This is a genomic window from Vibrio sp. HI00D65 (genome assembly GCF_001635455.1).
GTDB lineage: Bacteria > Pseudomonadota > Gammaproteobacteria > Enterobacterales > Vibrionaceae > Vibrio.
Genome location: NZ_LWEH01000150.1, coordinates 15,201 through 28,004 on the forward strand (window position 1 = coordinate 15,201; position 12,804 = coordinate 28,004).

The following is a 12,804-nucleotide window of genomic DNA, read 5'->3' on the forward strand; positions in this document are numbered from 1 at the left end:
TCAACAATCTTATACAAGGATAAGATTAATGGCGGCATTCTACCATGTTGCTTGTGTATCGCTAGTATCAAACGCTTTTAGCTCTATCAGTGTTAAGTAAATGGTAACTAATCAACAGTGGAATTCTCTCGGTCACTTTACATTATCTTCACTGAGCATATGTGTTAAACCAAAGCCTATTGTTAGTTCACAAGTAAAAGTTATGTTATTCATTTGTCTAGAAATAGCCTTGCTCAAAGTGATTCATACCTTATAATCCGGGCATATTACAGTCATAAGAAACTATTATTTTAGCTAGGATACTTTTATGGATATCAGTCATTTAGATACTCCTTCATTGATCGTGGATCTTAACGCAATGAGTATTAATATTCAGTTGATGCAGGAACGCATTAACGATTTAGGATTAGTTCTTCGTCCTCATACCAAAGCACACAAAATTCCTGCTGTTGCACAAATGCAAATAGACGCGGGAGCGCAGGGTATTTGTGTGGCCAAATTAGGCGAAGCGGAAGTGATGGCACAAGGTGGTATAAAGGATATTCTCATAACCACGCCTATTGCGGGGCAAAAGAAGATTCAGCGTTTAATCACTCTACATCAAGGTCATCCTGACGCCCGTTTTATTCAGGTGATTGACGATCATTATCATGTTGTAGAAATCGCCAAAGCCGCATCAGCGGCAAATATTTGTATTGAGCTGATGATAGAGGTTGAATGCGGTCAGCAGCGATGTGGTGTTCAGGTTGGTGACGATTTAGTGGAGCTTATCCAAGCGATTCAAATTACGGATGGCGTTAGCTATGCCGGAGTCCAAGCTTATAGCGGACACTTACAACATGTTAAGGGGTACTGTTCGCGAAATGAGCAGGCGAGATCTGTTGTGGTGCCTTTGTTTGATTTCATTAGATCTACTTTAGAGCCTAAAGGTATGGCTCCTCAGATAATTAGCGGAGGAGGAACTGGGACATACACTGCCTATCAAGGATTGGGGTATAGTGAAATCCAAGCCGGTTCGTATCTTTTTATGGATGCGGCTTATCTTGCAATTGGAGACGAAACCAATGCAACCAAGAATCAGCAATTTTCTCCTGCCCTCAAAGTGCTAAGCACCGTGATTAGTCAGCCAGCGCCTTCGCGTACCGTGATTGATGCAGGGATGAAATGTCTTTCTATTGATCTTGGCATGCCTATTGTTGAAGGTCGTGAAGGAGTAAGGTATCAAACTGGCGGGGATGAACACGGTATCCTTCATCATGAAGAAGGTTGCGAGATTTTTGAACTTGGACAGCAAGTTATTCTGTTGCCAAGCCACTGTGATACGACATTGAATAATTTCGATACTTTGTATGCCGTACAAGATGGAAAAGTGGTCTTCCAGTGGACAATAAAAGGGCGTGGGCGCTCAGATTAACATGTCTTAATAATCGTTTGGAACGTCTGAACAGCAACCTAAAAAGCAGTTTGTATAATGAAAACTCTATTATTTTACTTAGTACTTACTGCTATTTTTATGAAATGGTTTAATTTGATTTTCAGAAAAAGTTATAAATAAGTATTAATATGAAACGAAATTTTTGCTACTTACCTACAACATAATTACTCCTTAAACTGATACTACTATCACCTTCTTTTTTTTATGGATTAATAGTTGGTGACATAATTTTATTTAACTGTTAGTGTTTTATTTTTCGTGCTTTTGAGCATGTTGGCAACCCTCCTTTATCTACATAATCCTCCTATATTTACTATCTTATCTTGCCAATCTTATACGTTGTAGTGATTTAGCATGAAGTGTTTAAAATTTATGGGAAATTAGCCTTGTATTATAGCCCTCTTTTTTATAGGGTTTATATGATCAGGCTTTTTGGCTAGTTATAAATTTTGATGCACATTAATAACAAGTATTAATAAGTGTTGGAGAGTGAATAAAGAGGTTTAAATGTTTTTATAGCTTTATGGAGAATTATGAAATTACTAATAGCAATTACCACACTTTTCTTATCAACCTTCGCTCATTCATCAGTTTATTTTGGTCCCCCCGATGGGGAAAACATTATTGATATAGAGAGTAAAGACGGTTATTTATTTAAGGTAGAAAGTGGAATATATGTACAAGCACATTCGGAGGAGTTCGTTCTCGGAATTGCTACTTTATTTGAAAACTTGAAGCAGACTCGCACGGGGAGAGCCATTATCAACCAAACCTCTCACTATGCCCCGATTGCGCTGCCAAACAAAGAACGTGCTGTAGCGTTCCATACCGAAGGTCTAGTTGATGGTACTATAGAAAAGATTCACGTTGTAATAAGGCCCCCTAGGGGCGGAAAGCAGTTTGTCACAGAACCTCTAATCGCCTCCCCTGAATTTGTGAATTATCAATCAAATGGGCTTGGTGTTCCTGCAGTAATCTATTTTGACATCGATAATGCCGTTTTAATCCCAGGTGACTCAACTATTATTGAACCTTCTATAGCACTCGGGCATGAACTTATACATGCTCGTGACTATTTAACTGGCGGCTTACCAACGGGTACGCAACGAATTCGTCATCGTGCACCTGTCGCTGGTACAACTCATAATGGAGAAGAGTTTACAGAGGGAGAGGTGGTTGAATTTAGCTTAATGAAACGTGAGATAGAGGCGACAGGACTCTCCTACCAAAAAGGGAGTACAAAGTTAAAAACACTCACTACTTCACGTCAATCGTCTATCGAAAGAAGAGAAAGCGTGATGAATGTTTGGGAAGAAGCATTAAAGAATAAATCGGTATCTAAGGCTGATTACGCTCGCGTTAAAACTAATATTCAACGTTTGAAATCTGAAGTGCCAGTATCCGAATACCATTTATCTAAAGAGTTTGGAAATGAAGCTCGTGACATGTATTGGCCGGGTTCTATGATTGATTACTCATCAACTCCGACCGATATAACGTTAAAAAGCGTAAAACAAACTACCTCTGGAGTATTGAGCTCAACATCACTCAGTACGACAAAAGTAAGTGAGGCACTCCATAGTAACCCTCAATCTCTTTTACTAATAAGCACAAGCTTAATTGAACGAAAAAATGGCTTCCCAAAACTCGATAAAGTGTTGCGTACCGCCCTTGAATTAGCCATCAAGGCGGATCGAAAAGTTATTCTTCTCGAAGGTGATAATTTTTCATCGTTAACAGAGGTTGAAAAGCGCCTAACAGTAGCAACGATTGAAAAGGCCGCGGATAGTATTAAAAAAGGCAATACCCCATCTTCTGTCATTCAAATAAACGCAGATGAAATTAGTAATGAGGGCAGAGATTTGTTAACTCAATCGGAACAAGTGGTCCTGATTTCGACCAATGACGATATTTCCGCGTTGACGATGTCCGAAAATATTGCAGGTAGCTCTCAAAAACTATTAGTCAATCGGATCGTGAGATCAGATCAACCCAATCCAAGTGTGATATACGCGAATCGTTTGCGCTGGTCTAAGCTCGCAGAAAAAGACAATGTAACGCTAGTGGCAAACTCTAGATTACCTAAGTCAAAGAAGTGTTGGAGCCTATAATGAAGATCAAAAATTTAATATTGTTCATTGGTCTTTGCGTAAGCTTGAATGCCAATGCATTGGAAACTTGTAATCTTGGAGCTGAAACTCTTGAAGAAGAGCACGAGTGGCTGGCTCGGTTGGACTATGAATTTGAGAGTGAACTGACTGATGTTAAAGAAATTGCAGCATTGGATAAAATTCCAAGTCTAGTGCTTCCTATAAGCGACGAAGGTATGTTTGCTGAACATTGGGCTGGAGTTACAGATGTAATAGATAGTAAAAATAGTCAGCCCAACAGTGCAAAAAGAATTGCCCAACTGGAGCGTGTGTCTGAGCGCCAAGCTCTTTGGCAACTAGCTAAAAATGGAGGTAGGGCTTTTTCAAGCGTGTTAGATATTGTTTTTTTCGCACCTTGGGTTGAAGATTTAACGAGAACAATGTGGGATGACTCTGCAAGCGAATTACACCGACTGAGTGTTACTGCTGAGCCTATCCCTTTTGTCGGTTTTGCTATTGGGTACTATGATTACCTGTCTACATTGGACAACCCAGAAAAACGGCTTAATCAATGGCTGAAAAATGGGCACTACAGCTATGGACAAGAAACCGTGCTCCAAAGGCTAAACACCGCGTCTGCAGAATCCATTGAGCATCAACATGAACAATTAAAGCAGCATATTATCGAGTTGACTAAAAGACTTGCTTCTATTCAATTACTTCACTACGACGCAACGTATAGTGCAAAAGTATTAGAGTTGCAGGAGGTCATCAATAAAATGTTTTCTGCAATTGATATCGAATACGCCAGCACAATGTTGGATTTGTATAACCGTCCACCGCACGTGATTCAGAAATTTGGTGAGCAAGCTTGTATCAACCCAAAGTTAGAGGTTCGGGAGGAACTTAATAATTTGGGTGTTGTATCTAGTGGAGCTATTAACAATTTGAGGGAATGTAGCTATCGAATGTTAATGGGAAATGTCGGGCAACTTTATGGTATCGGAAAATATCCACATATCGACAAAGTCCGTGGCGATATCCTCGCTTATAAACAAAATATTATAGAGAATGCAGTGAGCCATATTATTGAATGGCGAGAAAAGATATTCGAAATTCAGCGCAATAGTATTGACACTCTAGTGCGTGACACTTTAAACAGCGGAAGTATTCGAAGTTATCGACTGTATTTGTATCAACGTGCGCGGCGAATTGCGATTGATAACTTTTCTTTGTCGATTATACAGCGACGTGCTACCGAAGAGGAGCAGCGAACAGGGCGATTTCTTGTTGGGGAAGGAGAGCTGATCTGCGGAGTGTACTCTTGCCAAGTTTATCAAGGCAGAGAAGTCTTTTTTGATGAAGACTCTGATCCACTTTTACAAAAGCTGTCTGAGCCCTTGGACAACATCGATTTGAGCAGTTACATCAACGAGCGTGTTATGCGTGGATGGACAAACGTTGAGCTTGATGAGCCTTATATAAATCTTTGGCAACAGTGGCAAAATAGAGAAGATGTAAGTCTGTCAGCTTTGCCCTATAAAGGTAACCCTTCGTTGGAAGTGATTAAAAAAGACATGCCAGAGTTGTTTGAGATTTTCGAGAAGATCCCAAGTCACTTATCAGCGGAACAGGCTAAACCGTTTTTGTTTCAATTGATAAGAAATAGGATGTTTAAAGAAGATATCCAAACCGCTTGGACGAAACTTGGCGATTTTATATTTCGATTTCAATATGAACAGCGTCAACATCAATCACTCAACTTCCTACCTTTGCAGTGGCAGCAAGCCATTTGGCCTTCTCAGCCTCAAGGTGTGTTGTTTAGTGCTTTTTTAGACAAAACATACATGTACTACTCTCGTCAGCCCTGGGCTCAAGCATTACCATTCTCTGATGGGAGAACCAGTACTACAAATTGGACATTATATCAGGGACAATCGCATCATTACTATCTAACCCAATCGGTGCCCGAGAATGTCTATCTTGGAGACCAGTATTGGATAGAGATTAATGAACAGCTTAGTCATGTGTTAGCATTGCCGGAAATTCGTTGGCGTCCATTTGAGCAGATGATTCTCATGGATATATGGTCTCAGATTACAGAGATAGAGTCTTTGGTAGAGGTATCGAACCGCCTGTAGCGTTTACCCAGTACTGACAACGTATAAATACCGACCGTGAGAGGTCGGTATTGTTATTGAAAACTTAATCCCTTTTGCTTTTGTGCCTTTAGTGATGTTTTATAACGGTATTAGGGACAAAGTCTAGATTATGACGAGGGTATTTAGAATGTAGCTATTCGTTACTTAATCTAAATACCCTCATAGCTACTTATCGAAAGCATAATGGCTGCGACGACTATTAGTGAGAGTTGCTTTATTTGGTGCATCAACATCCAATCATCCCCCCTTCTTAGGTACACTAATGCCACTTGTCGGTTTTTTCACAATCTCAGAGTGGAAATTCTAGAGTGTAATGATGACGAAGCTTTATCAGCAATAAAAGAAGGCAGGGTAGGTTTTGCTATTATTTTAGACAGTGAGGATTTAGGCTTTATATTAATTAAAGGAGGAAGTGAACCACTGATAAAAGAGTGGTTTAGCTGTTTATACTCTAAATGAACAATTCAACACACTGCAGTACAGTTGACAGCAATACTTTTCCAAATTGGGCAAACTTAAGCATTACCATCATAGCAGAGCTGGCTTTTCTGACAAACAATCGCATGAAAACGAAATCTGGAGTGCAGTTCCCTCGAGTAAAGAGGGTTCGTAGAGAGACATAAACCGCACATACCATTGACCATGGTGTGCGCGGTTTGACACTGCAAATAAGCTCTGGAAGCTAACAATGTATAACGTGTTTAGGCATAAGCCTTGTAGTTAGACTTTCATCAGGAGAGTTATTTAATAAGCTCTATCTTCTCAGCTTGATTCTGCTCTGCCATAGACAACGCAAGTGCTTCTGCAACCTTAATACCGTCGATACCAGCAGACAGGATACCACCCGCGTAACCCGCGCCTTCACCAGCAGGGTAGAAGCCCTTCAGGTTGATACTTTGGAAGTCTTTGCCACGCTTGATACATACCGGAGAAGACGTGCGAGTCTCAACACCTGTCAGTAGGCCATCTGGGGTAGAGAAGCCTTTGATCTTCTTCTCGAACGCAGGGATTGCTTCACGAATCGCTTCGATTGCAAAGTCAGGCAGCGCTTTTGAAATGTCAGTTAGGTGGATACCCGGTGTGAATGATGGTTGTACATCACCTAGAGCACTTGGATCGCGATCTTTCAGGAAATCGCCTATTTTTTGTGCTGGGGCATCGTAATTCTTACCACCGAGTACAAATGCGCCACTTTCTAGTTCACGTTGTAAACGGATACCTGCTAGAGCGTCACCTGGGTAATCGCGTTCTGGGTCGATACCAACAACGATTGCGCTGTTTGCGTTACGTTCTGCACGAGAGTACTGGCTCATACCGTTGGTTACAACTCGGCCTTCTTCAGAGGTTGCAGCAACCACAGTACCACCAGGGCACATACAGAAGCTGTATACAGTGCGGCCATTCTTACAGTGGTGAACCAGCTTGTAGTCAGCAGCACCTAGAATTGGGTTGCCTGCGTTCTTACCAAAACGAGCTTCGTCAATCATTGACTGTTTGTGTTCGATACGGAAACCGACAGAGAAAGGCTTCGCTTCCATGTAAACACCACGGTCATGCAGCATTTCAAATGTGTCACGAGCACTGTGACCAACAGCTAGTACAACGTGGCGAGATTTGATCTCTTCACCGTTAGAAAGTGTTAGACCAGTGATTTGGCCATCTTCCATATGAAGGTCATCTACACGAGTGCTGAAGCGGATTTCGCCGCCCAGCTCGATGATAGAAGCACGCATTTTTTCGATCATGGTAACCAGTTTGAAGGTACCGATGTGCGGCTTACTTACGTATAGGATCTCTTCTGGTGCGCCAGCTGCAACGAACTCTTCGATCACTTTACGGCCGTAGTGTTTTGGATCTTTAACTTGGCTGTAGAGCTTACCGTCAGAGAATGTACCTGCGCCACCTTCACCATACTGTACGTTTGATTCTGTGTTCAAAGTCCGCTTACGCCAGAAACCAAAGGTATCTTTAGTACGCTCGCGAACTTCTTTACCACGTTCAACGATGATTGGGTTGAAACCCATTTGAGCAAGCACTAGACCAGCGAATAGACCACAAGGGCCAAAGCCGATAACAACAGGGCGCTCAGTTTGGTTTTCCAACGCTTTGGCTACGAACTTATACTCCATGTCTGGAGTCACTTTGACGTGTGGATCGCTTATGAAGGTTTCTAATAACTCAGCTTCGTTTTCAACGAAAACATCCAGCGTGTAGATAAGCAGGATCTTTGATTTCTTACGAGCATCGTAGCCACGTTTAAAGATATTAAAAGAGATAACCTGATCTGAGTTGATGCCAAGCTTCGCTTCAATCGCTTCTTCAATGGCAGACTCTTCGTGGTCTAGTGGAAGTTTAATTTCGGTTAAACGTATCATTTCGATGTCTCGTACTTATAGGTGTCTTAGCTAGACCGCTTCTAGTGAATACAGAGTTTGGTGTAACACTGATGTTGGGAAGAAGCGATAAGCTCACAATGGCGCGCATTTTACGAGAATTTGATTTATCTGTCATACTAATTTGGAAACATGGAGCAAATAGACATGATATTAGAGTCGTATGATGTTGAATTTTGCTTTGGGATGAGTATTATCCCCATTCTTCAATTTTGACTAACTTATAGAGCAGAGCATCATGGCATTTGTCGTAGGCGATAATTGTATTCAATGTAAATACACAGACTGTGTGGCAGTGTGTCCCGCAGATGCGTTCCATGAAGGCCCAAACTTCATGGTAATTAACCCTATCGAATGTATCGATTGTGGTTTATGTGTACCTGAATGTGATGCTCAAGCGATCTTCCAAGAAGACGAACTGCCTGAAGATCAAAAGATCTTCATTGAAGTGAACGCAGAACTTGCTGAGATTTGGCCTGTGCAGACAGAAGTAAAACCAGCAATGGATGATGCAGAAAAATGGAATGGCGTGCCTGATAAGTTGGCAATGCTAGAGAAGTAATTCTTAAAAGCTCAAATAAAAAGGCGTATTGATTGAATCAATACGCCTTTTTTAATATCTGCACACTGCCTGTTAGTCAGTGAGCGGTGAGCTCTAATTATGTTGACGACGCATGTTGTCAAGAATGATACCTGTAGCCATTGCTACGTTCAGAGATTCAGCGCCACCGAATGCTGGAATGGTAATCTTGTCTGTCACGAACTTAGCTGCGTGTTCACGGATGCCGTGAGACTCGCTGCCCATCAGCAAAATACCGTTCGCAGTAAAGTCAGTCTTATGAACACTTTCGCCTTCTAAGAACGCCCCGTAAACAGGTAGGTTTGCTTGCTCTAGGTAAGCTGGTAAATCCGTTTGGCTCACGTGTACTCGGTCAAAGCTGCCCATGGTCGCGCTGATGGTTTTGGGGTTGTATGGATCAGCACAATCGCTGCTCGCAACGATATGTTTAATGCCATACCAGTCTGCTACACGAATGATCGTACCTAGGTTGCCCGGGTCAGATACGCCATCAAGCGCGATCATCAAACCTGTCGCTTCTGGTAATTCAACCTTTGGAATCTCAACCACAGCAATTGCGGCATTGTTGCTTACCAAAGTGCTCGCTTTGGTTAGATCGTCTAGCGAAGCTTCAACACAATCAAACCCAATCAGTGCTGCGTGATTTTCAGATAAGAAATCATCAGTAGCAAAGACGTTCTTTACGACTAAGTCGCTATTGAACAGCTCAAGAACGTTCTTTTCACCTTGAACTAAAAACAGGCCGTGGGCTTTACGTTGTTTCTTTTGGCCCAAAGCACGCAGGAGTTTTAATTGGTTTTTTGAAATCATGTTTTTATCCTAGATATAAGCCAGCGCATTATAGAGCAAAGGTTAGAGAACCAAAAGTGCGATAAGCCAATGCAATCCATATAAAAGCAAAAGCGACCCACTTAAAAAACAAAAGCGCACTAAATAGTGCACTCTTATAGAAGCAACATAAGCTCAACAGAACCGGATAAGCTTAACCTACCACCTAATACGGCACAGGGTAGCGCTGAAAAACGGTGTTGATATCGGTTAGAATTTCTTCAGAAAGCGGCTTGCTGAACGCTGCTACGTTCTCTTTAAGCTGTTCCATAGTGGTTGCACCAATAATGGTTGAGGTAACCCCATCCACTTGGTTACACCATGCTAAGGCGAGCTGACTCGGCGTGAATCCATGTGCGTTTGCCACTTCTACGTAGCCTTTAACTGCTTCATTAGCCAATTCAGTATCACGGAAAATACCTTTGCGCTGCATGTAAGTCCAACGGCTACCTTCCGGCCTTGCGCCATCAATGTATTTGCCACTAAGCATACCGGCCGCCAAAGGTGACCATGGTAAGTAAGCGACGTCTTCATGCACGCAATTTTCGATCAAATATGGCCAGTCTTTCGTGTGCAGCAAGCTGAATTCGTTTTGGATAGAGACCATGCGCGGCAATTCATGCTTCTCGGCTAACTTAAGGTAAGTATTAATGCCCCAAGTGCTGTCATCGGATAGACCAACGTGGCGGATTTTGCCTGCTTTAATACAGCTTGCAAGAGCTTGTAAGATCTCCAACATTTCAGCTTCATGTTGTTGCCTGTCGATGTCGCTAAAACGAATCTGGTTAGGGAAGTGCTTACCGAAGTGCGGTGTTGTTCGATTTGGCCAGTGAAGTTGGTACAGATCGATATAATCCGTTTGCAAGCGCCTCAACGAGGCATCAACTGCGGCGATCACCGCTTCACCAGTGATAGGGCCACCGTTTCGAACCCAAGGCAATCCAGGACCCGCAATTTTACTGGCAATGATTAACTCTTGGCGACGCTGTGGGTTGCGTGACAACCAGTTACCGATAATCGCTTCGGTTTTACCATAGGTTTCTGGAGAAGGTGGTACTGCGTACATCTCTGCAGTATCAATAAAGTTAATGCTTTGGCTTAGTGCGTATTCAATTTGTTGGTCGGCTTGCTGTTGAGTATTTTGCAGCCCCCAAGTCATGCTCCCAAGACAAATTCGGGAAACGGGAATTTGACTACTTCCTAGTTTTGAATATTCCATTGAATTCAGGATTCCTGTTGTTGGGTTCTCTGGTACTCGCATTATAGTTTTGAAAAAAGGGCGAGTGATGGATGAAAACGAATATGAATTATTAGCACAAAATGACAAGACAAGGTATCGGTTAAGGCACTTTAATGAGTCATTTCTCATCGCCTTGGGTCAGCCTGCGTAATGTGTGAAAAGTAACAAAAGCTTTGGAGCGAGAAACACATGTCAATGATTGGTAGTGTCAATGGAATTAAAAACAAATCGAGGGGAGAAGTAATGAAAATAAACAAGCTCTACCGGATAGTGAATAGAGCTCATTTATAAGAGGGGATGGTGTTAGATATACGTGATCTACTAGGCTGCGCCGGTATCAAATCCACCTTGGGTTTGCGCCTGCTTTATAGCTTCCTGCCTTTGAACTTCTTTTTCAGTTAATACTGGTTGAATTTGTTCCTCAGAGGCTTGAGGAGAGAAAATGAAATATTTATTAATCGTCATAGCTATATCTCCGTCTAATGTATGGCAGATTCTGCATCGGAGATAAATTGTGATCATCATCCACACTGTACTTTTTTTAGGCTGAGAGCGGAGGGCGTAGAATGTGTACAAAGCGATCGCTCATCATCCGAACGCAATACTGAAATGACGCAACCCTCTAGATTCAGTATAGGAAGCCCATCAAATTTCGCACAATAATGATTTAGAGCAAATACATAGATAGTCAGGGGCGTAATATGAAACACCTCGCTACTGACTCTGTACACGTATCTAATAATTAATTCAGTAAATCAATTACTTAATCCATGGTGAGATGAATTATGGAAAAGCTTGTAGAACGTTTCCTGAATTACGTTACTTTTGATACTAAATCTGATCCTTCGAATCAGCAGTGCCCAAGTTCACCGGGTCAAATCACCTTTGCTGAAGCCTTGAAGTCAGAATTGACCGCCTTAGACCTAACAGATGTATCTTTGGATGAAAATGGATATTTGATGGCAAAGTTGCCCTCGAATGTAGATTACGCTGTACCTGTTATTGGTTTGTCGCACACATGGATACCGCTCCTGACGCATCCGGCGCGAATGTAAAACCTCAAGTGATTAAAGATTATCAAGGCGGAACCATCGAGCTTGGCACGAGTGGTGAAAGCTTGAATCCAAGCCAATACCCTGATTTTGATGCTTTGCATGGTCATGACCTTATTACTACCGATGGCATGACTTTATTGGGTGCAGACAACAAAGCGAGTATCGCTGAAATCATCAGTGCTATCGCTTATCTAAAAGCAAACCCTGAAATCAAACACGGTGACATTTGCATTGGTTTCACGCCAGACGAAGAGATCGGTCGTGGTGCGGATTTGTTTAATGTTGAAAAGTTTGGTGCCGAATGGGCGTACACCATTGATGGTGGACCCGTTGGTGAGTTGGAATTTGAGAACTTCAATGCCAAAAGTGCGGATGTTATCTGTCATGGTGTCAACGTTCACCCAGGTACCGCAAAAGGTAAGATGGTGAACTCGATGAACATTGCTGCGCAGTTCCAATTGATGATGCCATCACAAGAAAGGCCAGAATGCACTGAAGGCTATGAAGGTTTCTACCACTTGAAGTCAGCGGAAATGGGTGTCGCTCGCTCTGAGCTAGGTTACATCATTCGCGACTTTGAGCGCGAAGGCGTAGAAGCGCGTAAGGCATTCATGCAACAGAAAGTCGATGAATTGAATGAGCGTCTTGAGAAAGGGCATGTGGAATTGGTTCTTACCGGTAGCTACTTCAATATGAAAGAGATGGTTGAACCCCATCAGCATATTATTGAGTTGGCGAAGCAAGCGATGATCGAGTGCGATGTGGAGCCGATGATCAAACCGATCCGAGGTGGTACAGACGGTTCTCGCTTGTCATTCATGGGTTTGCCATGCCCGAATATCTTTACTGGAGGTTACAATTTCCACGGTATTCATGAGTTCATCACTATTCAGGGCATGGAACAAGCGGTAAAAGTGATTGTTGAGTTATCGCAACGCACAGCCGCTTACTACCAAAAATAGCGGCCTTTAACACGATATCTCTTTGTATTTTTTGGAGTATTCAATAATACTCTCTTTAA

General features: G+C 42.2%; 8 protein-coding genes and 1 pseudogene. 5 read left to right on the forward strand and 4 right to left on the reverse strand.

The window, feature by feature from the left end; all coding sequences use genetic code 11:
* Positions 1-307 precede the first annotated feature (307 nt).
* The 3 genes from A3712_RS12685 to A3712_RS12695 all read left to right on the forward strand — a co-directional run bounded on the left by A3712_RS12685 (position 308) and on the right by A3712_RS12695 (position 5,666).
* The gene (locus tag A3712_RS12685) at positions 308-1,414 is read left to right on the forward strand and encodes a DSD1 family PLP-dependent enzyme (RefSeq protein ID WP_063523739.1); all 1,107 of its coding nucleotides are present in this window, start codon (positions 308-310) and stop codon (positions 1,412-1,414) included.
* A 554-nt stretch (positions 1,415-1,968) separates the two neighbouring features.
* Positions 1,969-3,546 carry a hypothetical protein gene (locus tag A3712_RS12690; protein ID WP_063523740.1) on the forward strand — a complete coding sequence of 526 codons (1,578 nt, stop codon included), beginning with the start codon at positions 1,969-1,971 and terminating at the stop codon, positions 3,544-3,546.
* Positions 3,546-5,666, forward strand: a complete 2,121-nt coding sequence (locus A3712_RS12695; RefSeq protein ID WP_063523741.1) for a hypothetical protein — start codon at positions 3,546-3,548, stop codon at positions 5,664-5,666. Before A3712_RS12690 ends, A3712_RS12695 begins: the two co-directional genes overlap by 1 nt.
* 761 nt (positions 5,667-6,427) lie before the next feature.
* Here the strand turns inward: A3712_RS12695 and A3712_RS12705 are convergent.
* Positions 6,428-8,062 (reverse strand): NAD(P)/FAD-dependent oxidoreductase, encoded by a 1,635-nt coding sequence (locus A3712_RS12705; protein ID WP_063523743.1) that lies wholly within the window; start codon positions 8,060-8,062, stop codon positions 6,428-6,430.
* Between the two features lie 256 nt (positions 8,063-8,318).
* On the opposite strand from A3712_RS12705, the gene fdxA reads away from it, so the two are divergent.
* Entirely contained in the window at positions 8,319-8,642 is a 324-nt protein-coding gene (gene fdxA, locus A3712_RS12710; protein WP_004737806.1) for a ferredoxin FdxA, read from the forward strand.
* Between the two features lie 93 nt (positions 8,643-8,735).
* On the opposite strand, the gene A3712_RS12715 is transcribed toward fdxA, so the two are convergent.
* From A3712_RS12715 to A3712_RS27795, 3 genes are all read right to left on the reverse strand, one after another.
* On the reverse strand, positions 8,736-9,470 hold the full coding sequence (locus A3712_RS12715; RefSeq protein WP_063523744.1) for a TrmH family RNA methyltransferase: 735 nt from the start codon (positions 9,468-9,470) through the stop codon (positions 8,736-8,738).
* Between the two features lie 184 nt (positions 9,471-9,654).
* Positions 9,655-10,707: an aldo/keto reductase gene (locus A3712_RS12720; protein ID WP_063523745.1), complete on the reverse strand. Its 1,053-nt coding sequence runs from the start codon at positions 10,705-10,707 to the stop codon at positions 9,655-9,657.
* 342 nt (positions 10,708-11,049) lie between these two features.
* Positions 11,050-11,193, reverse strand: coding sequence for a hypothetical protein (locus tag A3712_RS27795; RefSeq protein WP_197465823.1), 144 nt, complete (start codon positions 11,191-11,193; stop codon positions 11,050-11,052).
* A 320-nt stretch (positions 11,194-11,513) separates the two neighbouring features.
* Here A3712_RS27795 and pepT point away from each other — a divergent pair.
* Positions 11,514-12,745 (forward strand): annotated as a pseudogene (gene pepT / locus A3712_RS12725) (peptidase T).
* Positions 12,746-12,804 lie beyond the last annotated feature (59 nt).

Coding starts and splice junctions, on each gene's coding strand:
- A3712_RS12685 (WP_063523739.1), top strand. CDS start 308: ATGGATATCAGTCATTTAGATACTCCTTCATTGATCGTGGATCTTAAC.
- A3712_RS12690 (WP_063523740.1), top strand. CDS start 1,969: ATGAAATTACTAATAGCAATTACCACACTTTTCTTATCAACCTTCGCT.
- A3712_RS12695 (WP_063523741.1), top strand. CDS start 3,546: ATGAAGATCAAAAATTTAATATTGTTCATTGGTCTTTGCGTAAGCTTG.
- A3712_RS12705 (WP_063523743.1), bottom strand. CDS start 8,062: ATGATACGTTTAACCGAAATTAAACTTCCACTAGACCACGAAGAGTCT.
- fdxA (WP_004737806.1), top strand. CDS start 8,319: ATGGCATTTGTCGTAGGCGATAATTGTATTCAATGTAAATACACAGAC.
- A3712_RS12715 (WP_063523744.1), bottom strand. CDS start 9,470: ATGATTTCAAAAAACCAATTAAAACTCCTGCGTGCTTTGGGCCAAAAG.
- A3712_RS12720 (WP_063523745.1), bottom strand. CDS start 10,707: ATGGAATATTCAAAACTAGGAAGTAGTCAAATTCCCGTTTCCCGAATT.
- A3712_RS27795 (WP_197465823.1), bottom strand. CDS start 11,193: ATGACGATTAATAAATATTTCATTTTCTCTCCTCAAGCCTCTGAGGAA.